The organism is Bradyrhizobium sp. SZCCHNRI2009, assembly GCF_032485115.1.
Lineage (GTDB): Bacteria > Pseudomonadota > Alphaproteobacteria > Rhizobiales > Xanthobacteraceae > Bradyrhizobium.
In genome coordinates this window covers 495,832-517,595 of the sequence record NZ_JAUEUH010000001.1, presented here as the reverse complement: position 1 = coordinate 517,595, position 21,764 = coordinate 495,832, and the positions used below count along the sequence as shown (strand labels likewise).

General features: G+C 65.9%; 15 protein-coding genes. 10 read left to right on the top strand and 5 right to left on the bottom strand.

Annotated features, from left to right (window positions below; translation table 11 throughout):
- Window positions 1-277: 277 nt before the first annotated feature.
- Window positions 278-1,864, bottom strand: a complete 1,587-nt coding sequence (locus tag QX041_RS02325) for a B12-binding domain-containing radical SAM protein (protein ID WP_316164398.1) — start codon at window positions 1,862-1,864, stop codon at window positions 278-280.
- A gap of 580 nt (window positions 1,865-2,444) precedes the next feature.
- Here QX041_RS02325 and QX041_RS02320 point away from each other — a divergent pair.
- The 9 genes from QX041_RS02320 (at window position 2,445) to QX041_RS02280 (ending at window position 13,140) form a co-directional block, all read left to right on the top strand.
- Complete coding sequence (locus QX041_RS02320; protein WP_315826346.1) at window positions 2,445-4,181, top strand: methyl-accepting chemotaxis protein; 1,737 nt, start codon at window positions 2,445-2,447, stop codon at window positions 4,179-4,181.
- A gap of 90 nt (window positions 4,182-4,271) precedes the next feature.
- Complete coding sequence (gene folE, locus QX041_RS02315; RefSeq protein WP_315714899.1) at window positions 4,272-4,892, top strand: GTP cyclohydrolase I FolE; 621 nt, start codon at window positions 4,272-4,274, stop codon at window positions 4,890-4,892.
- A gap of 205 nt (window positions 4,893-5,097) precedes the next feature.
- On the top strand, window positions 5,098-5,643 hold the full coding sequence (locus tag QX041_RS02310) for a sigma-70 family RNA polymerase sigma factor (protein WP_315714900.1): 546 nt from the start codon (window positions 5,098-5,100) through the stop codon (window positions 5,641-5,643).
- A complete protein-coding gene (locus QX041_RS02305) occupies window positions 5,640-6,290 on the top strand; it encodes a ChrR family anti-sigma-E factor (protein ID WP_315749232.1) in 651 nt (216 codons plus the stop codon). The genes QX041_RS02310 and QX041_RS02305 overlap by 4 nt, the downstream gene beginning before the upstream one ends.
- A gap of 162 nt (window positions 6,291-6,452) precedes the next feature.
- The gene (locus tag QX041_RS02300; protein ID WP_315749230.1) at window positions 6,453-7,049 is read left to right on the top strand and encodes an RNA polymerase sigma factor; all 597 of its coding nucleotides are present in this window, start codon (window positions 6,453-6,455) and stop codon (window positions 7,047-7,049) included.
- A gap of 30 nt (window positions 7,050-7,079) precedes the next feature.
- A complete protein-coding gene (locus tag QX041_RS02295) occupies window positions 7,080-8,606 on the top strand; it encodes a cryptochrome/photolyase family protein (RefSeq protein ID WP_316164397.1) in 1,527 nt (508 codons plus the stop codon).
- 113 nt (window positions 8,607-8,719) lie between these two features.
- Complete coding sequence (gene nhaD, locus QX041_RS02290; protein WP_315749228.1) at window positions 8,720-10,003, top strand: sodium:proton antiporter NhaD; 1,284 nt, start codon at window positions 8,720-8,722, stop codon at window positions 10,001-10,003.
- 13 nt (window positions 10,004-10,016) lie between these two features.
- On the top strand, window positions 10,017-12,065 hold the full coding sequence (locus QX041_RS02285; protein WP_316164396.1) for a PQQ-dependent sugar dehydrogenase: 2,049 nt from the start codon (window positions 10,017-10,019) through the stop codon (window positions 12,063-12,065).
- Between the two features lie 181 nt (window positions 12,066-12,246).
- Window positions 12,247-13,140 (top strand): SMP-30/gluconolactonase/LRE family protein, encoded by an 894-nt coding sequence (locus QX041_RS02280; protein WP_315749225.1) that lies wholly within the window; start codon window positions 12,247-12,249, stop codon window positions 13,138-13,140.
- A gap of 733 nt (window positions 13,141-13,873) precedes the next feature.
- On the opposite strand, the gene QX041_RS02275 is transcribed toward QX041_RS02280, so the two are convergent.
- The 4 genes from QX041_RS02275 to QX041_RS02260 all read right to left on the bottom strand — a co-directional run bounded on the left by QX041_RS02275 (window position 13,874) and on the right by QX041_RS02260 (window position 21,105).
- A complete protein-coding gene (locus QX041_RS02275) occupies window positions 13,874-14,254 on the bottom strand; it encodes a hypothetical protein (protein WP_315714907.1) in 381 nt (126 codons plus the stop codon).
- Between the two features lie 99 nt (window positions 14,255-14,353).
- Window positions 14,354-15,232 carry a transglutaminase family protein gene (locus tag QX041_RS02270; protein ID WP_315714908.1) on the bottom strand — a complete coding sequence of 293 codons (879 nt, stop codon included), beginning with the start codon at window positions 15,230-15,232 and terminating at the stop codon, window positions 14,354-14,356.
- The gene (locus QX041_RS02265; RefSeq protein WP_316164395.1) at window positions 15,229-17,760 is read right to left on the bottom strand and encodes a circularly permuted type 2 ATP-grasp protein; all 2,532 of its coding nucleotides are present in this window, start codon (window positions 17,758-17,760) and stop codon (window positions 15,229-15,231) included. Before QX041_RS02265 ends, QX041_RS02270 begins: the two co-directional genes overlap by 4 nt.
- A 30-nt stretch (window positions 17,761-17,790) precedes the next feature.
- The gene (locus QX041_RS02260; RefSeq protein WP_316164394.1) at window positions 17,791-21,105 is read right to left on the bottom strand and encodes a transglutaminase family protein; all 3,315 of its coding nucleotides are present in this window, start codon (window positions 21,103-21,105) and stop codon (window positions 17,791-17,793) included.
- Between the two features lie 432 nt (window positions 21,106-21,537).
- Between QX041_RS02260 and QX041_RS02255 the strand changes: the two genes are divergently transcribed.
- Window positions 21,538-21,735, top strand: coding sequence for a hypothetical protein (locus tag QX041_RS02255; protein ID WP_008964013.1), 198 nt, complete (start codon window positions 21,538-21,540; stop codon window positions 21,733-21,735).
- Window positions 21,736-21,764 lie beyond the last annotated feature (29 nt).

Here is a 21,764-nt window from a genome sequence, read left to right as displayed (position 1 = left end):
CTTGAAAACACGTGAAAATTCGTCGAGGCGATCTAGCAGGGTTCACTCCCCGGCCGCAACCATGCGCGGCCACACAATACGGCGAGCCGCCACGGCTTCCGATCACGCCACGATTCTGCCGTGCTTGAAAAGAGCGTGGATGGCCCCGACGGACGCGGGGCCTCGAAACCTGAACGACTCAAGGACCGGTATCCGACCGAGCCGTCCCTTGCTCTGGGCAGGCCGCGAGCCGGTGCTGGCGAGCACCACCCGCCGCCCCCAGTTCCACAGAGGACCATCACCCTGCGGGAAGGGCGGCCTCGCGCAGCCGGATCGAGTAGTTCGACGCGTTCTGATGCCCGCGCGAGGCGGCGCGCGCAAACATGATGAGGTGATGCGCGATCAGCGCCACGGCGATGAAATTCTCGATCTCGCCTCGCTTGAGCTGGCTCCAGGCAAAGCGCCAGAACGGCCGCTTGTAGTCGCCGAGCACGCCCACCTTCCAGAAAATCTTGCCCATCATGACCAGGCCGCGCCTGATGTTCGGCCAACTCTTCATCTCGTCGCTGACCGGCACCTCGATACGGTTGGCGTAGGTGGTGTCGCATTGGTGCTTGTAGCGCGCGAACAGCCGCTCCGGCTCATAGGCCACCTCCATGCAGCGCCGCCACGCCGTGACCACCTCGTCATAGGGCATCAGGAATTTCACGTTGGAGTCGCGACCGTCATCGTGGACCAGCCTACCCTCGCGCTCGAGGCGGTCCCACAGGGGCGTCTTCGGCAGCGCCTGCAGCAGATTGATCGTGAGCAGCGGGATCCGGCTCTCCTCGACGAACTGCAGCAGCGCGTCCGCGGTCTGCGGCGTGTCGGTGTCCAGCCCCATGATGATACCGGAGACGACCTCCATGCCGTAGCTGTTGATGGTCCTGATCCCCTCCAGGATCGGCACCATCATGTTGTGATCTTTCTGCATCGCCGTCAGCGCATCCGGATCGGGCGTCTCGATGCCGCAGAAGATGGTGATGAAATAGGCCTCACGCATCTTCTCCAGGATCTCGGGCCGCTTGGCGATGTTGAGCGTGGCCTCGCAGGCGAGCCGCATCACATAGCCGGTGCGCTTCTGCCATTCGATCAGATGCGGCAGCAGCTCCGTCGCGGCTTTGCGGTTGCCGATGAAGTTGTCGTCGACGAAATAGACCGAGCCGGTGACGCCGCATTCCCTGAGCTTGTCCAGCTCGGCGATGATCTGCTGCGGCGACTTGATGCGCGGGTTGCGCCCATAGAGGCCGGGGATGTCGCAGAACTCGCACTGATAGGGGCAGCCGCTGGAATACTGGATACTGCCGAGAAAGTACTTCTTCACCTCGGCGAGCTCGTAGGCCGGCACCGGGAAATCCGTCATCGCCACCCGCTCGTTGGTCCGCAGCACGACCTGCTGCGCAGGCCGTGACGAATCCCGCGCCAGCCGCGCGATCAGCTCGTCGGTCGCATCACCGAGCTCGCCGACATGCAGATAGTCGAAGCTCGGGTAGTAGTCCGGACAGGCGCTGACCGAGGGGCCGCCGAGCGCGACCGGCAGGTCGAACGCGTGCGCCCGCTGGCAGATGTCGTTCATCTGCTGACGCTGGATGTGCATGCCGCTGACGAACACCGCTTCGGCCCATGAGAAATCCTCGTCCTGCGCCGGGCGGATGTTCTCATCGATGAAGCGCACCTGCCAGGAACCCGGAAGATAGGCCGCGATCAGCAGCAGCCCCTGCGGCGGCATGAAAGCCTGGATGCCGTCGGTGAGCGGATAGGCATGCTCGAAGGTTCCGAACGACGAGGTGTAGCGCGGAAACACACAGAGAATGCGACGTACCGTTTCGATGCCCTCGAATCTCATCGACTGCCCCTCGCGACAACCCGCTAACCGGTTACCTTACGGCCGAAGATAAGGCTTCGCTACCCCTTCCGGAAAAGTTGAGTGCGATCGCGCCTTCCGCTCCTGTCGCAAGGCGCGAGGTCCCGCCGCGTGCCAGATGCTCACGCTGCCTGGCATGATCAGACGCGACCTGACGAGGCGACCTGATCCGATGCATCGCAATACGGATGGCGGAATGCGAAGGGCGATCCAAAGTTCCAATCGGATGGATAATTGATCGGTCGAGCGCGACGACTGCTCCCGCCTGTCTCCGACCGACGAACCAATTGCGGAGCGCGCGTGCGCGGCCACTGGTTTGCAATGCATTTGCAGGGGAACGAGGAGCCTCGAAATGGCGCATGCCCTCCGTAGTCGACCGGATGCCCCGACGCCCTCCCCTGCTGCGGAGCACCAACTAATCGATTGAAACGCCAAGCAAAGTACGCTGTGGTTGCATAATACTGACGGTGTCCACTTAACGCTTTCTCCATGAAGGTTTTGCATAACTATTAACAATCAAGCGCCTCCTCCGTCGTAGCAAAAACTCGCGGTATCTCACCTCATGACCTCAAGCCCGACGTCAACGAAGACGGCCACGCGCCAATCCATCGCAGTCAAGCTCTACGCAATCTTTGCGTTGTTTGCGCTATTGACCGCCGCAATCACCTGGCTGTCCGACTACAACTCGCGGCGAGCCACGGAGCTCATCAAAGCCATCGAGACAGCCAATCTCGCCGCTCACAACGTTCAGCTGGTCAACGGCCTTGTCTATGCCGTCGTCATGGAGTCGCGCGGCGTCTACATGTCGACAGACCCCGCCGTCGTGAAGCAATACGGCAACGGCTTGCTCAAGTTCAATGCCGACATCCTGAAGGTCGTCGACAAGTGGCAGGCGATCGTCCAGGCCGACGACGCCCAGCAATTCGCAACGTTCAAGAAGCGGATCGAGCAGTTCGTCGAATTCCGCGCCGAACTGGTCCGCCGCGCCAATGAAATCAGCCCGGCTGCGGGACGCGAGTGGGGCGACAACGATGCCAATCGCTCCGTGCGCAAGGCGCTCAACACGGATCTCGAGGCGCTGTCCAAAGTCTATGTCGAGCGCGCAGGAAAGATCGCCGAGGAAACGGCGCTGAACAACAAGCTCTCGCTCGTGCTGACCGGTCTTGGCGGCCTGATGCTGGTTCTGGTCGCAGCCGGCGTGGTGATCATCGCCCGCTCGATCGCTCGGCCGCTGTCGCAGATCACCGATACGATCCGCCAGGTCGCGACCGGCGCCGAGAACGTCGAGGTGCCGCATGCCGGACGGGCCGACGAGATCGGCGAGCTCGCCCGCGCCATCGGCGTGTTCCAGCAGGCGATGGCCCATAACCGCGACCTCAATGTCCAGGTCTCGCAGGACTCGGAAATCCGCGAAGCCCGGGCCCGCCACATCGAGACCGCGGTCGAGCAATTCCGCACCGCGATCGGCAGCGTGATGCGGACCGTCACCGAGAACGCCGCCGCGATGCGCCAAACCGCCGAGATGATCACGCGGCTGACGGCCGATGCCAACGAGCGCGCGGTCACCGCGGCCGGCGCCACGTCGCAGGCCTCGACCAACGTCTCCGCCGTCGCCAGCGCCGCCGAGGAGCTGTCGACGTCGGTCGAGGAGATCGGCCGGCAGATCCGGCAGTCGGCCGGCGCCGTCGAGCAGACCGGCCAACGCACCGAGAAGTCGGTCACGGAGATCGAGGGCCTTGCCGCCGCCACCCAGCGCATCGACGGCGTACTGACCCTGATCCAGACCATCGCCGAGCAGACCAATCTCCTCGCGCTGAATGCGACCATCGAGGCCGCCCGCGCCGGCGAGGCCGGCCGTGGCTTTGCCGTGGTCGCTCACGAGGTCAAGGCGCTGGCCGGGCAGACGGCCAAGGCGACCGAGGAGATCAGCCAGAACGTCGGCCTGATCCAGGCCTCGACCAAGACCGCGGTCGACGCCGTCCGCGAGATTGGCCAGGCGGTCCGCGGCATCAACGAGATCACCTCGAACATCTCCAATGCCATCCAGCAACAGGACCAGGCGACGCGGGAGATCTCGACCAACGCGCAGTCGACCGCCCAGGGCAACCAGACGCTGGTCATGAACATCGACTCGCTCCGCGACGCCATCAGCGAGACCTCGACAGCCGCCGCCTCCGTCCTGTCGGCGTCCGGCGACCTCAACGCGACCGCGCAGACGCTCGCCAACGAGGTCGAGAAGTTCTTCCAGAACCTCCGCTCGGGTCCGTCTGCGGAGATGCGGCTGCGCAAGGCGAGCTGACGGCGGCGAGCCATCGGTTGCGGAAATCGCCCCCACAAGACGTGATCCGTTCCGACACCGGAACCGTTTCTTGGTTTTTGGAGAGCCATCGTGCGCCAGACAGCCAAGAAACTTCCGTTCGCCTGCGACCCGGTTGCGGTCACCCAGGATGACGTCGAGGACGCCATCCGCACCATCCTGACCTGGATCGGCGAGGACCCGTCACGCGAGGGTCTATCCGAGACCCCGGCCCGCGTCGCGCGGGCCTACAAGAGCTATTTTTCCGGCTATGAGCAGAACCCCGAGGAGTATCTGCGCAAGACGTTCGAGGAGACCGCCGGCTACGACGAGATGGTGCTGTTGCGGAACATCCCGTTCCAGAGCCATTGCGAGCACCACATGGCGCCCATCATCGGCCGCGCCTGGGTCGGATACGTGCCGCGCAACCGCGTGGTCGGGATTTCCAAGCTCGCCCGGGTCGTCGAGGCCTATGCCAGCCGGCTGCAGATCCAGGAACGCATGACCGCCGAGATCGCCAACATCATCGACGAGGTGCTGCAGCCGCAGGGCGTGGCGGTCGTGATCAAGGCAGCCCATCACTGCATCAGCTCGCGCGGCGTCAAGAAGCACGGCGTCGATCTCACCACCAGCCGCATGCTCGGCTGCTTCCGCACCGACCCGATGAGCCGCCAGGAGTTCCTGGCGATGGTCAATTCCGATCTGAAGGATTGAGGGGCACGGAAAATCGTCCGCCCGCTGTGATCCAGCCGTCCATGAGCCACGTTATCCGGGATCAAGCATGCGTGCCGGGGACCATGACCACGCGATGAGAGCGGCTGGATTAGCGCAATGGAACGTGGCATCGTCCCGGCATCGATTTGCACGGGCCTTGGGCGCCCGTACCAAGGTGAATGTGAGCAGAGGGCCGAAGGCGACTGTGGATTGGGCTGAATTGATCGGACGCGTCGCCGCGCGCGGCGACCGCGAGGCGTTCAAGGCCCTGTTCGCGCATTTTGCGCCCCGCATCAAAGGTTTCCTCATCAAGACCGGCTGCAACGCCGACGACGCCGAAGAAATCGCCCAATCCACCATGGTGGCGGTGTGGACGAAGGCGGGGCAATTCGATCCGTCGACGGCCGGCGCGGCCGCCTGGATCTTCACGATCGCGCGCAACCAGCGGATCGACGCGGTGCGCAAGGCCGCCCGCGACAGCCGGCTGAGCAGAGAAGTGGGGCGCGACGAGGAAGCCGATCCGACGCCCGCAGCCGACCAGATCGTCTCGCGTGTCGAAGATGCCACACGGGTAGCGGCCGCGATCGAAAGATTATCGGCGGAGCAATCCACCGTGATCCGCCTGTCGTTCGTTGAGGAACGACCGCATTCGGAAATCGCGGCGGTGCTCGGCCTGCCGCTGGGTACGGTAAAGTCACGAATCAGACTGGCGATGAATCGCCTGAGAGACCTGTTGGACGACGCGACATGACGATCAGCCACCACCCGCCGGAAGACCTGCTGGCCGACTTCGCCACTGGTGCGCTCGACGAGGCCGAGCGGCTGGTCGTCGGCGTCCATGTCGCCGATTGCGGCCGATGCCAGCGCTTCGTCCGCGCCATCGAGCAGCTCGCCGGCGCCTCGCTGGACGCGGCCGAGCCGATCGCGACGGGCGCGGATGCTTTCGATGCCGTGATGGCCCGCATCGATCGACGCCCGCAGGCGGCGCCGCAGGTGAGCGAGGTCGCCGAGCACGATCCCGAGCTCGCGGACCTGCCCGAGATGGTCAAGCGCTGCAAGATCGGCAAGCGCCGGCGCGTGGCACCCGGCATCAGCATGCGCCCGATCCTGCTGCCTGGCACCGGCAAATCGCGCGCCTTCCTGCTGCGCTCGGAGCCAGGGGCGCGGATGCTGGAGCATACGCATTCCGGCAATGAGCTGACCTGCGTGCTGAAGGGCAGCTTCAGCCATCTCGGCGGCTATTACGGACCCGGCGACTTCGACTATGGCGACGACGAGGTCGACCATCGTCCGGTGGTCGGTGACGAGGGCCCCTGCCTCTGCCTCGTCGCCATGACCGGCGACCTGCGCATGCACGGCCTGCTCGGCCGCCTCATCAGCCCCTTCGTCCGGCTCTGAGCTCTGATCGCATCGTGGCGTGCCGCCGCGGAGCAATCAAGACGAGCTAGATCGGCTGGACGATTCGCCACTTCCCTCCGCGCGATACCGACAGCACGCTGGCGGTGATCCGCATCTGACTCTGACCCGTTTCCGTTCAGAGAGAGCGCATGGAGGAGAATGATGCGATCAGCAAGCGCGGATCAGAAGGGTTGCGTCGCGCATCTTGGCAGCCTGCTGGCCCGTGCCGGACGCAACGATGAGCAAGCCTTTGCCGAGCTCCATGCTGCAACGATCTTGAAGATGCGGAAGACCGTGCGCGCCTTGCTGCCGTCCGCGGCTGACCTCGACGACATCCTGCAGGATGGCTACCTGAAGATCTGGCGGCATGCCGCGAGCTTCGACCCGACGCGCGCCTCGCCCATCACCTGGATGTGCAGCATCATGCGCAACACCGCGATCGACGCGCTGCGCGCCACCGGCGTGCCGACCTCGGAGCTCGATGAGGCCCTCGCGATCCCCGATCCCGCCGACAGCGCCGCCGACGAATTCGACTACGCGCTGGCGGAACCGATCGCCCGCGAGGCGCTTGGGCGGCTGCCGGAGGAGCGCCGACGGCTGCTGGCGCTCGCCTATCTCGAGGGCGAAAGCCGGACGCGTCTGTCGGAACGGTTTGGCGTGCCGGTCGGCACCATCAAGACCTGGCTGCATCGCAGCCTGCTCACGGTGCGCAAGGACTGTCTTGGCCAGGCCCACGCGGTTACCGCGGCGGCCGCCTGATCGGCTGCATGGCGTGATGACCAAGGTCCCATGACCAGGACACGTGCCGTAAGACACCTTGTCATCGTGCTGGGCGACCAGCTCGATGCGGACTCGGCGGCCTTCGACGGCTTCGACCCGGAGCAGGACGCCGTGCCGCAGATGGAGGTCAGCGACGAGGCCAGCTACGTTCCGCAGCACAAGATGCGCATCGCGTATTTCTTCGCGGCGATGCGCCACTTCCGCGCCGATCTCGAGAGCCGCGGCCGCACCGTCCATTACGTCCGGCTCGATGATCCCGCCAACACCGGCGCACTCGACAGCGAGATCGCGCGGCATCAGGCGGCGCTGCGGCCTGCGGCGACCATCGTGCTGGAGCCCGGCGATTTTCGCGTGCGCGAGGGCTTGCGCAAGCTGCCGCAGCGGCCCGACATCCGCGCCGACCGCCACTTCCTGTGCACGGCGGAGGAGTTCGACGCCTTCACCGAGCGCCATCCGCGCCCGATCATGGAGACGTTCTACCGCGCGATGCGGCGCAAGACCGGCATCCTGATCGACGAGAGCGGCCGCCCGGTCGGCGGCAGCTGGAATTTCGACGCCGAGAACCGCAAGGGATTCGGCAAGTCGCGCCCGCCGATCCCCGTCGCCAGATCCTATGCGCCCGACGCGATCACGCGCGACGTGCTCAAGCTGGTCGCGGCGCGCTTCTCCAACAGTCCCGGCAAGCTCGACCGCTTCGACCTGCCGGTGTCGCGCGTCGACGCGCTGACCGAGCTTTCCGATTTCGTCGCCTGGCGCCTCTCCTTGTTCGGCACCTATCAGGACGCGATGCTGAGCGACGAGCCGTTCCTGTATCACTCGCGGCTGTCGGGCGCGCTGAACCTGCACATGCTGAATCCGCGCGAAGTGGTCGCGGCCGCGCTTCAGAGCCGCAACGCGCCGCTGAACGCGCTCGAGGGCTTCGTCCGCCAGATCATCGGCTGGCGGGAATTCGTGCGCGGCATCTATTGGCAGCGCATGCCTCACTACGCCGATGAGAACGCGCTCGACGCCGGCCTGCCGATGCCGCGCTTCTACTGGACCGGCGAGACCGAGATGCGCTGCCTGGCGCAGGCGATCGGCCATACCATCGATCACGCCTATGCGCATCACATCGAGCGGCTGATGGTGCTCGGCCTGTTCGCGATGCTGCTCGGCGTCCGGCCCTACGATGTGCACCTCTGGCACATGTCGATGTTTCACGACGCCATCGACTGGGTGTCGCTGCCCAACACGCTCGGCATGAGCCAGCATGGCGACGGCGGCGTGGTCGGCACCAAGCCCTATGCGGCGTCGGGCCACTACATCGACCGCATGAGCGACCATTGCCGCAACTGCCGCTACGATCCGAAGCAGGCGACCGGCGACAGGGCCTGCCCGCTCACGACGCTGTATTGGAGCTTCCTTGCCAAGCACCGCCGGCGCTTCGCCAATAATGGCCGCATGCGCAACCAGTACGTCAATCTCGAGCGCCGCAGCGCGGCGGAGATCCGCGCCATCCGGAGCCACGCCGACGCGATCGCGTCGGCCCTGGTGTAACCGGCGTTCGTCCAGCCTGAACAGCGCTCACGGCTTGCTGGCCGGACGCCGATCGGTCATATCTTGGGCAGTTCCATCCGTCTCCCGCCGATCCAGCCCGGAATGCCCTGCCCATGACCGCCGCCATCGTCGCCGTCTTCACGCTCGCCTATGCCGTGGTGGCGCTGGAGCATCCGTTCCGGATCAACAAGGCAGCCACCGCTCTGGTCGGTGCCGGCCTGATGTGGACCATCTACGCCGTCATGGGCGGGACCGCACCGGCCGTTGCGGCTGAACTCAACGAGTCCGTGGCCTCGACCGCGCAGATCATCTTCTTCCTGATCGGGGCGATGACCATCGTCGAGGTCATCGACGCGCACAACGGCTTCGAGGTCGTGACCTCGCTGATCAGCACCAGGAATCAGGTCACGCTGGTCTGGCTGGTCGGCTTCGTGACCTTCTTCCTCAGCGCCATGCTCGACAACCTCACCACCGCGATCGTGATGGTGTCGCTGATGAAGAAGCTGTCGGGGCGTGACGAAGATCGTCTCGTGTTCGCCGCCATCATCGTGATTGCCGCCAATGCCGGCGGCGCGTGGTCGGCGATCGGCGACGTCACCACCACCATGCTGTGGATCGGCGGCCAGATCACGCCGCTCGCGATCATGAAGTCGGTCTTCATCCCCTCGCTCCTGAACCTGCTGGTGCCGCTCGCGGTCGTCAGCGTCACGCTGCGCGGCAAGCAGCTCGCGCCTCCGGCGAGCGCAGGGCTCGCCTCGATCAGCCCGATCCTGCCGTTCGAGCGCAATCTGATGTTCTTCATGGGCCTTGGCATCCTGGTCGCCGTGCCGGTGTTCAAGGCGCTGACGCACCTGCCGCCGTTCATGGGCATCCTGTTCGGCCTCGGCCTGCTCTGGATGGTCGGCGAGATCATCCATCGCGAGAAGGCCTCGGAGCAGAAGCAGCGCCTGACGCTCGTACATGCGCTGACCCGCATCGACATGCCCTCGATCGTGTTCTTCATCGGCATCCTGCTGGCCGTCGCAGCGCTGGAGCACACCCACATCCTGCAGGCGCTGGCGCAATGGCTCGATCGCACCGTCGGCCGGCTCGACCTGATCGTGATCGTGCTCGGCCTCGCCAGCGCGGTCATCGACAACGTGCCGCTGGTCGCAGCATCCATGGGCATGTACAGCCTGAGCCAGTTTCCGCCGGACAGTTTCCTGTGGGAGTTCGTCGCCTACTGCGCCGGCACCGGCGGCTCGATCCTGATCATCGGCTCGGCGGCCGGCGTCGCCGCGATGGGGCTCGAGAACATCCACTTCTTCTGGTACGTGCGCCGCATCAGCGGCATCGCCCTGCTCGGCTATTTTGCCGGCGCCGCCGCCTACATCATCCAATACAATCTGCTTCACTGAGCGGGACCGACGCATGGAATGGTCGTGGCACAGTCTTGCAGCCGTCGCGACCGCCATGCTCATCGGCATCGGAGCTGGCCACGCCGACGACGCGACGATCCGCAGCGGCTACGCGCTCGGCCCGGCCAGTTGCGGCGACGGCGCCCTCACCTTTCCGCGCCTCCAGATCGACATGAAGCCCGGCTTCTGCGCCGGCCTCGTCGCCAGTCGCGACGACGGCCTGCGATTTCCCCGCAGCATCGTGCAGATTCCCGGCCATCAACTGTTCGTGGTCGCGGACATGGGCGGCTGGGGCCATGACGACGGCCGCCTCCTCATCCTCGATCCCGTAGCGCCCGCGGGCCAGCGCATCCGCGAGGCGGTCACGCGACTGTCCTATCCATTCGGCCTCGCCGCGGGCCTCGACGGCAGGATCTACGCCTCGACCGACACCGCGATCTTCCGCTTCGATCCGCTCGCCGCGAACCCGAGAGCGACCATCGAGACCATCATCCGCGATCTGCCTGGGCGCCGCCTGACCTTGCCGGACGGCACCCGGATCGCGGAGAGTGCGCATCCGCTGAAGGCCTTCGCTTTCGACCGCAATGGGCGGCTGTTCGTCAACATCGGCTCGCACAGCGACAACTGCCTGTCGCCGGCGCCGATCACGCGCCCCTGCGCGGCGGGCGACGGCACCTCGCCGCTGGCTTCCATCTGGTTGTTCACGCCGCCCGCCGGCGGCCTCTTTCCAGCGCTGAAACCCGGCGATTCCGCTCCGCCTCATGAGGTGTTCGCGCGCGGCTTGCGCAACTCGATGGCGCTGGCGCTGCATCCGCGCTTTCCCGATCCCGGCACCGCGTTCCTGCAGGGCGAGAACGCGCGCGACCTGCAGGACATCTTCGCGCCCAACGAGGAGATCAACGCGATCGAGCAAGGCCGCCACTATGGCTGGCCCTATTGCTACGACCTGACGACGCCGAGCCCGGAATTCAAGCGTGTGCTGCAGTCCGGCGCGCTCAAGAACCTCTGCAACACCACCACGCTCTACAAGCAGCCCTGGTCGCTGCTGCCGCCGCATGGCGCGCCGCTCGGCATGCTCTACTACACCGGCGATCGCTTCGACGACCTGAAGGGCAAGCTGCTGGTCGGCCTGCATGGCTATCGGCCGACCGGCAGCCGGCTACTCGCCTTCGAGGTCGACGACCACGGCTTCCCCAAGCTGAGCCCGGCGCCGGTGCGCTACCATGTGAGCTGCGCCGCCGAGCCAAGCCGCGCTTTCCAGACCGCAGCCGGTCCCGCGCCGGCCGCGGCGTTCGACGAGATCATCACGGGGTGGCATCGCGTCAACGGCATCCGGCCGCAGGGCGCGCCGGTCGGCATGACCATCGCCGACGACGGCGCGATCTGGCTGGTCGAGGACAAGAACCAGACCGTGATCCGCATCGACCGCTCAGGCGAGGCGGCCCCCGACCCCCTGCCCTGCGACATCAGGAACGAGGCGCTGATCGACCGGCTCGCGGCTTTCGTGATGCAGGACGCGGCGAGTCGCGCGCGGCTCACGACCGTGCGCAGGAGCCTGATCGAAAAACATTGCAGCGGCTGCCATTCGGATTTCGGCCTCAAGGCCGGGCAATCCGATGACGACAAGGACCGCGCCGTGCTGCGCTTCATGCTGGCGCAAGACGGCTGGATCTACCCGGGCGATCCCGAAGCCGGCCGGCTGCGTCAACGATTGCGCGGATTGGGTGCCGAGCGGCAGATGCCGCCGGGCGCCAACCTCATCAAGACGGAACCAGGCTACGCCAGGGTGCTTGATGTGGCGGACGATCTGGTCGCGCGCATGATTCCAGGAACCAGGATGCGGGTGAAACCGGGCGGCCCTCCGCATCGCAAGTTCTTCGCCGGCGACGGCCGCGAATGCGGCGAGATCCCGTTCGGCAAGGTCGTCGTGATGACCGAGAGGTCTGCCGTCAATAAGCCCGGCTTCAGCCGTTTCTTCCGGCCCGCCGATACCTACCTCAACGGCACCTGTACGGACGACAATGGCTATTACATCCAACAGCAGTTTCTGGTGCCGCTCTGACCGGCTTGCAATGGCCCGTAGGGCGGGCAAAGCGACCGCCGCAGGCGGCGCGTGCCCACCGGCCGCGCGCACCGGTGCTGATGCTGGTGGGCACGGCGCGAACGAGCGTGCGTTCGGGCGCAAGCGGCGTCGCCCTGCGCCTTTGTCCACCCTACGCATCTCGGGTTTGGCGACTGTTCTCATGCTCTTGCTTGCGAGCGCGCCCACCCTCGCCGCACCAAAGCTGTTCGAGAGCACCCAGCTCACTCCATCCGGCGAATACACCTTCGGCATCGAGGGGCCCGCCGTCGACCGCGACGGCAATCTGTTCGTCGTCAATCTCGGCAAGGCCGGCACGATCGGCAAGCTCGCGCCGGAGGCGACGGCCTCCGAAAAGTTCACCGAGCTGCCCGACAACAGCATTGGCAACGCCATCCGCATCGACGCCACAGGCACGATGTTCGTCGCCGACTACAAGCGCCACAACATCTTCGCCATCGCCCCCGGCACGACCGAGCCCCGCCTCGTCTTCCATGCCGATGACATGAGCCAGCCCAACGACATCACGCTGGCGCGCGACGGCACGATCTATGCGAGCGATCCCAACTGGAAGGCGCGCAGCGGCCGCATCTGGCGGATCGCGAAAGGACCCGACGGATCCCTGCAAGGCGCAGCCATGTCGGCGCCGCGTGCCATGGGCACCGCCAACGGCATCGATCTCAGCCCCGACGGCCGCACGCTCTATGTCGGCGAATCCAACAGCGGCGAGATCTGGTCCTATGCGATCGACGGCGACGCGCTGACACGGCCAAAGCTGATCAAGACCTTCGAGCCGAACACGATCGACGGACTGCGCACCGACGCCAGCGGCCGGCTGCTGGTCGCGCACATCCTCAAGGGCAGCATCGCCATGCTGGCGCCGGATGGGCGCATGATCCGGGAGATCGCGCTGAAAGCCAAGGAGCCGACCAACCTCGCCTTCGGCGGCAGCGACGGCAAGACCGTGTATGTGACCCAGCGCCAGGGCGGCTTCATCGAGTCGTTTCGGACTGATGTCGAGGGGCGAGAGCATTGTTTGCAGATGCGGAAGTGCTGAGCTTCTCTGCTGGTGCCGGATTCAGCATGGCGCTCGCTGTCTGAACGACAACTAATAGATCGCGCATATCCGCCATGCCCGAATTGCCCGTCGTGCCAGTTTGTCGCACGCTTGCCCACTTGTGTCGTCGGGCAAATCAGACCGATGTTTCCGGCCATCCCGGGCTCGTGAGAGGGGCGTATCGCGATCGTCACAAACGTGGAGCCTGGGGAGCGGTGGGCGTGTGGTGCTGCAGCGTGATCAGTCGCGCGGACGAACGGCATGATGCGCACGGTGAAGTCGTGATGTCCCGACACCCCGATGCTGGTGTCAACCTGGCGCAAAACGATCGCGCTGGGGATGGTGGCCAGAAAGCCCGGCGCACCAGGGAGACCACGTATAAGCCGTAAAGCCATCGCGCAGGGAATGCCGGGTTGATCCGGCTGCACCTGTGGTTCCTGCCGCCTGCATTCTTTTCGCAGGCGGGCCACGGGTGAGGCCATCACCCGGCATTCCCTGCGCCCTCTTGTTCTCAGAGGGTTCGAGCTATCCTTCATGACTCGGACAGATCGTGTCGCGAGAACGCCGCCCCGTACCCCGTGTCATGTCCGCGCAGGCGGGCATCCGGTACGCCGCGGCGTCTCGATTCATCACCCCTTCCGGCGAGTACTGGATCGTGAGGCCGGCACCTTTCATCTCACCCGCAAATCAAGGCCCCCGCGTGCGCGAGAGCCTCGATAGCAATGGCGATCGCTTATCGCCCGTACACCACCGGCGCGCGGCGGACGATGAGCGGCGGCGGCAGGTCGCGCTCCCAGACACGGCCGTCGTCGAACTGGATGCGCATGCCGTCGGGCGAATACACTGCGCTTTCGTCACGTGCGTCGATCCAAAGCCGGCTATTGGGAGCATTCCAGTCCGGCCAGGCCTGGAGGGACTCGCCGGTTTCGGTGGTCAGGTTCACGGCATCGCCGTTCTGCGTCACGAAGGCCGGCGCGCCGATCATTCCGTCGCGGCACATCTGGATGCAGCGGTAGGTGCCGGTGAGGTTCGCACTCGGCTGGGCCGAGGCGCTGCCGGCGACGCAGGCGCCGACCAGGCCAATGACGATTGCAACACGTTTCATGTCGATCACTCCATCGCTCGAAAGGGTCAGCCAGCCCCCATTCGGGCCCCTCGGGCGGATCAAGTGCGATGCGGGAAAAATGTTCCGACCGTTCCCGGTCAGGGAACCCTACTCGACCATCACGACATCGACGGCGACGCCGAGCTTCTGCTTGCGCGAGCCGACGATGATGCCATCGACCGGCGAGACGTCGGAGAAGTCGCGGCCCATGCCGAGGATGATGTGATCATTGCCGACCAGGAGATCGTTGGTCGGATCGAAGCCGATCCAGCCGAGGTCGTCGCCGCACCACAGCGACACCCAGGCATGGGTGGCGTCGGCGCCCTGCAGCGGCGGCCGGCCCTCGGGCGGGATGGTGCGCAGATAGCCGCTGACATAGGCCGCGGGGAGACCGAGACCGCGCAGGCCGGCAATCATGACGTGAGCAAAGTCCTGGCAGACGCCGTGGCGATTGTCGAACACCTCGCGCAGCGGGGTCGAGATCACGGTCGCCTTCGGATCGTATCTGAACTCCTTGCGGATGCGCCGCATCAGATCGGCGGCGCCGGCTACGATCCCCGTCTCGGCGGAGAAGCTCGCCGCGGCGTAGTCCGTCACCGGCTCCAGCACCGGCGCCAGCGCGCTGGCGAAGACGTAGCCGATCGGCGACGACGGGCCGAGGCTCGTCGCCTCGAAAGCTGCATCGCGCACCTGCTCCCACTCCGCACTCGGCGCATCGCGCTCGGGCGGCGTGCGCGACAGCTTCACCCGCGAGCGCGAGTCGATGCGCAGGTGGCGGTGCTGAGTGTCGATCACGATGCTCTCGGTCAGTGTGCCGAAGAAATCGCGCCGCGCCGTCCGCTCCGAGGGACGCGGGCGGATGTCAACGCTGTGCGAGATCAACTCCTGGCCGTCGCCGCTGAGCGGCTCCAGGCGCAGCGAGCAGCGCGCGAAGCTGACGGCACTCCCGTATTCGTAGGTGGTGACATGGCGGATGTCGTAGATCACGCGAGGCCCGTCAGCTTTTCCGGCCGCGTCGCGTTCGGACCGTGTGGGAAGTAGTGCTGACCGATCGCCTCCGCCAGATTGAGCAGGTCCTGCTCCAGTGCAAACAAGGCGCGGCCATCGAGATGGGCCGCCTCCGCCGCGGTCAGCCGCGCGCCCAGCGAGATCGCGAGGCGTTGCGGCCGCTCGATCAGCCCGTTCTCCTTCAGCACCGGGAGGCTCGCGATGTGCTCGTTGAGCAGCTCGACCTGGAACGCGACCGAGCGCGGATTGTAGAGGTCGAGCACGACGAGATCGCGGATCGGCGCCAGCGACGGGCCGATCAAATAGCGCGAGCGGTAGGTGATCTGGCAGTCGACCAGCGTGAGCAGGACGTCGAGATCCTCGGGCGTCGCCTCGTCATAGCCGAACTGGCGCGCGAACCGCGCGGTGTTGATGGCGCGTTCGGCGCGGCGCCCCATGTCGAGGAAGCGCCAGCCGGCGGCGCGGTTCATGTTCTCCTGGGCAAGGCCGGCGAAGCTCGCAAGCCGGTCGAGCGTGAGCTCGGCGATGCTGACGACGGCGTCCTCATCCTCGGCCTCCTGCGCCAGGCGATTCGGCATCTCGGTGATGACCTGCCAAGCGTCGGGCGAGAGGCGCTCGCGCAGCGAGGTCGCGGTGCGCTGAGCCGATCTGAGCAGCGACAGCGCCGAGCCGAACTGCGCCTCGGCCTGCAGGGCCTCAGCCGCCACCTGAAATCCCTTGCTGCGCGAGGTCTGCTCAACCGCGCCCCACGCCAGCAACAGCCGCTGGATACGCTCGGAGGTGTTGAGCTGCGCCGGCGATCCCTTGCCGGGATCACGATGCTGGGCTGCGAGCGCCCGGATCAGCCGCACGGTGGCCTCGGCGCGCTCCAGATAGCGTCCGAGCCAGAACAGATTGTCGGCGGCGCGGCTCGGCAGCACGCCGGCGATGCGGCGTATCCGCACATTGTCGGAGCCCGGCAGCAAGGTGCGCGCCGCCACCGCCTTGTCGGCGACCACCCAGACGTCGGCGGCGCGCGCGCCATCGCCCATCGACACCGCGCGCGCATCGAGCTTGTCGGCGATGCGACAGAAGCCGCCGGGCATGACGGTCCAGCCGTCGGGCGTGGCGGCCGCGAACACCCGCAGCACGAACGGCCGCGGCGCGATCCGACCGTCCTCCCACACCGGCGTGGTCGACAGCCGCACCACCTCCTGTCCGACATAATCGATGCCGCGCTGGCTGATCGCAGCGCGCAGCCGCTCGCGCTCGGCGGCCGAGAGCTCACCAGCCAGCACCGGACCGCTGCTTGCCAAGCCCGGCACGGCGCGGCCATAGGCGCCTTCGATCGCGAACTCCTCGAGCCGCGACAGCACCTCGTCGCGTGCGGACTTCTGGCCGCACCACCAGGTCGCGATGTGCGGGATCTTGAGATCCTCACCGAGCACGCGCCGCGCAAGGCTCGGCAGGAAGCCGAGCAGCGCGCGCGCCTCGAGCACACCAGAACCCGGCATGTTGGCGATCACCACACCGCCCTTGCGCACGACGTCCATCAGGCCGGCGACGCCGAGTCGCGAGCCGGCATCGAGTTCGAGCGGATCGAGCGAGTTGGAATCGAGCCGCCGCAGCAGCACGTCGACGCGCTTCAGGCCGGCGACGGTGCGGATATGCACGCGGTCGCCGCTGACAGCGAGATCGTCGCCCTCGACCAACAGAAAGCCGAGATAGCGCGCCAGCGTCGCGTGCTCGAAATAGGTCTCGCTGAACATGCCCGGCGTGAGCACGCCGATGCGCGGCTCGTCACGATCGGCGCTGGCGCGCAGAGCATCGCGGAATGCTTCGAAGAACGGCGCGAGCCGCTCCACGTTCATGGACTTGTAGATCGAGGAGAAGGCGCGCGACAGCACGAGCCGATTTTCCAGCGCATAGCCCATGCCGGACGGCGCCTGGGTGCGGTCGTTGAGCACCCACCAGCCGCCGTCGGGCCCGCGGCCGATATCGGCGGCGTAGATGCTGAGGAAGCGGCCGCCGGGCGGTTTGACGCCGCAGACCGGGCGCAGATATTCGCTGGACCCGGCGACGGCGGCTGCCGGCAGCGCGCCGCTCGCCACCAGCCGTCCCTCGCCATAGATGTCCTGCAGCACCCGTTCGAACAGTTCGGCGCGCTGGACGATGCCCTGGGACAGTTGCGCCCATTCGGACTCGTCGATCAGCAGCGGCAGATGGCTCAGCGGCCACGATCGCTCGGCGTTGTCGCCCGGCGAGCGATAGGTGACGCCGGCTTCGCGCAGATGGCGATCGGCGGAGGCGAAGCGGCGCTCGATGTCACTCGGCGCGAGTGCGGCGAAGGTCTCGGCAAAGCGGGTCCAGACCGGTCGCGGACGGCCGTCGGCCCCGATGAACTCATCGGGGATGCCGGGGAGCCGGGCATAGTCGCGGGCCCAATGCTCGGCCCGGCGCAGCGGAGAACGTGCCGCCGGCCGACCGGCGGCGCTCGCTCCCTGGTCCTGGCCGCTCGAGCCGTCCATACCCTGGTCCTCCGCACAAACTCCGTGCCATCAATGCAGGAGCGGCCTGCGCAAGTCGAGGGTCATCGGGAATTCATTTGTGCGTTCCTCCGGCGGCAGCGCGATTCGTCCCGGAGTGTGGCCGTGATCCTGGAAGCGGGCGAGCCGCCGTGCCTCCGCCTCGTAGGAGTTGATCGGCTTGGTATCGTAGTTGCGGCCGCCGGGATGGGCGACGTGATAGACGCAGCCGCCCAGCGAACGGCCGTTCCAGGTGTCGATCAGGTCGAAGGTCAGCGGCGCATGCACCGGGATCGTCGGGTGCAGGCCGGAGGCCGGCTGCCATGCCTTGAAACGAACCGCCGCCACCGCTTCCGCCGACCGTCCGGTCGAGGTCATCGGCATCCTCCTACCATTGCAGGTGATGAGGTGGCGGCCTTCGATGAAACCTTCGGCTTTGACTTGAAGTCGCTCGACCGAGGAATCGACATAGCGCACGGTGCCGCCCGCGGCGCCTTCCTCGCCCAGCACATGCCAGGGCTCCAACGCCTGCCGCAGCTCCAGGGTCACGCCGCCATGCTGCACGCGGCCGAAGGTCGGAAAGCGAAATTCAAGCTGCGCCTGGTACCATTCCGGCGAGAAGTCGTAGCCGGACGACCGCAGCTCATCCAGGACATCAAGAAAGTCTTCCCAGATGAAGTGCGGCAGCATGAAGCGGTCGTGCAGCGCCGTGCCCCAGCGCACGAACCGGCCGTCCTGCGGCTCGCGCCACAATTTGGCGATCAGCGCACGGATGAGAAGCTGCTGCGCCAGCGACATCCGCGGATCCGGCGGCATTTCCAGTGCGCGGAACTCCACGAGTCCGAGCCGGCCCGTCGGTCCCTCCGGCGAGTACAGCTTGTCGATGCAGATCTCCGAGCGGTGGGTATTGCCGGTGATGTCGACGAGCAGATGCCTGAACAGCCGGTCGACCAGCCACAGCGGCACGCTCTGCCCGATCCGAGGCACGTTGGCGAGCGCGATCTCGAGCTCATAAAGGCTGTCGTGGCGCGCCTCATCGATGCGCGGAGCCTGGCTGGTCGGCCCGATGAACATGCCGGAGAACAAATAAGACAGCGACGGGTGCCGCTGCCAATACAGGACGAGACTCTTCAGCAGATCGGGGCGACGCAGGAAGGGCGAATCCTGCGGCGAGCTGCCGCCGACGACGACATGATTGCCGCCGCCGGTGCCGGTGTGGCGGCCATCGATCAGGAAGCGATTGGCGCCGAGCCGCACCTTCGCGGCATCCTCATACAGCCCGAAAGTGATGTCGACCGATTGCCGCCAGCTCGCGGCCGGCTGGATGTTGACCTCGATGACGCCGGGATCGGGCGTCACCTTGATGACCTCGATGCGCGGATCGAACGGCGGTGCATAGCCCTCCACGTGAACCTTGATCTGCATCGACTCGGCCGTCGCTTCGACCGTTGCGACCAGCTCCAGGTAGTCCTCGATGGTTTCGACCGGCGGCATGAACACGCACAGAATGCCATCGCGGATCTCGACCGACATCGCAGTGCGGACGCCGAGCCCTCCCCAGTACTGATACTGAACATCCTGCTGCGGCTTCGGCGCGCGATCGAGCTTCGGCAGCGGCGGTACCTGCGGCACGATCACCGGACGCCCCTGCGTGAACATCGGCAGCGGCCCGCGCTCCTCCATCGGGTCCTGCTCGTGGATATACGGGAAATCTTCCGGCGGAATGTAGGCCAGCGAGCCGATCGGCAGCCGCAGGCCGAGCGGCGAGTCGCCGGGAATCAGGAACAGGCGCTTGCGCCGCAGGCCCCAGCGCTCGCTGCGCCAGCGGCTGGGCTGCGCATTCCAGCGCTGGATCGGCAGCACGAAGCCGCGCGGGATGTGCAGGCCTTCGTCGAACACCCGCGCCATGCGCGCGCGCTCTTCGGGATCGGCGAGCTTGGAGTCGAGTGCGTCGACGTTCTCGGGCAGCGCGGCTTCCTTCTGCAGCCAATGCGCGGGATCCTCGAACGCGGGCAGCACGTAGTCCGGCTCGAGCCCGAGCGTCTCGGCGGCCGTGTCCAGGAAACGCTCTGCATCCTGGATCGTCGCCCTGCGCGGACCATCGACGCTGGCGATCAGATCCGGATTGCGCCAGATCGGCTCACCGTCCTTGCGCCAATACAGTCCGAACGCCCAGCGCGGCAGGCTTTCGCCGGGATACCACTTGCCCTGTCCGTAATGCAGCAGGCCACCGGGCGCGAAACGCGCGCGCAGACGCCGGATCAGGCTGTCCGCGAGCCCGCGCTTGGCCGGGCCGACGGCAGCCGTATTCCACTCCGCCGATTCCATGTCGTCGATCGACACGAAGGTCGGCTCGCCGCCCATGGTGAGGCGCACGTCGTTTTCGGCGAGATCGGCATCGACGGCTTCGCCGAGGCGGTCGAGCCGGTCCCACGCCTCATCCGAAAATGGCCGGGTAATCCGCGGCGCTTCGCGGATGCGCCTCACATTCATCTCGAAGTTGAAGTTGACCTCGGCGACTCCGGCACTGCCGCTGATCGGCGCGGCCGAGTGATAGTGGGGAGTCGCAGCAACGGGGATGTGTCCTTCGCCCGCCAGCATGCCCGAGGTGACGTCGAAGCCTATCCATCCAGCGCCGGGCAGATAGACCTCGGCCCAGGCATGCAGATCGGTGAAATCATTCTCGACCTCGACCGGCCCCTCGATCGGATCGATGTCGGGACGAAGCTGAATCAAATAGCCGGAGACGAAGCGGGCGGCGAGCCCGAGATGCCGCAGCGTCTGGATCAGCAGCCACGCCGAGTCGCGGCAGGAGCCGGCGGCCGACGACAGCGTCTCCTCCGGCGTTTGAACGCCAGGCTCCATCCGGATGATATAACGAATCTTTTTCTGCAACTGCGCATTGAGTTCGACGAGATAGTTGACCGTGTTGTCCGCATCGCGGGGAATCGACTTCAAGTATTCCGCGAACAACGGCCCCGGCTCGATCGTCTCGAGATAGGGCGCCAGTTCCACCTTGAGGCCCTCCGGATAGGCGAAGGGAAAACTGTCGGCGTAAGGCTCGACGAAGAAGTCGAACGGATTGATCACGGTCATCTGCGCCGTGAAGTCGACCTCGATTTTGAGTTCGTTCACCTTCTCGGGGAAAACGTAGCGGGCCAGCCAATTGCCTTGCGGATCCTGCTGCCAGTTCACGAAATGGTTGGGCGGCGTGACCTTGAGCGAATAGCTCAGCACGGGGGTCCTGGTATGTGGTGCAGGACGCAGGCGGATGGTCTGCGGGCCCAGTTCGACCGGACGATCGTATTTGTAATGGGTGACGTGATGTAATGCGACGTAGATTGACACGAGGCTTCGGCGCTCCAGCAACTTTTTTAAGCAGAACATTGCTGTGCTTAGGGATCAAGCACTAACAAAGGGCAGAGCTGCCTATTGGACGATCCTAAGCCCGAAAGGCGGCATTTGGACCGGGTCGGCCCAGTTGAGCCGCCCTATCAGGTGTCTCCGCTGCACGCACCGGTCGCTTTTCCGGCCGCTGCGCGCCTCAATCAGGCCCGTCACGAAGAACGAGAGAAGAACAAACAACCTATCCGGCCGCACGCGGAGAGTTGTCCACAGGAAGGCGCGCAGGCGCTCACGGAAGATTGACCAGTCTCTCAAAGCAGGGATTAACCCCGAATGATGAACTAACAAGAACTAATAGCGTTGCATTTGCCGCAATCGCTTGATAGCTCGACTACACATGCTATTTAGGACCATCATTGCCAAAAGGAGAATCAAGTGGCGAAGACAGCTAAGAAGGCAGCTACCAAGAAGTTGGCGCGGAAACCCTACACGCCCGCCGACATCAAGCTGCTGAAGCAGCACTCGAAGTCCAAGACCCCGGTCGCCAAGATCGCCAAGGCGATGAAGCGGACCGAAGGCTCGCTCCGTCAGAAGGCTCTGGCGCTCGGCATCGGCCTGGGCCACCAGCGGTAAATTGCTCGGCGCCGCTGTCGCGCGAGCGT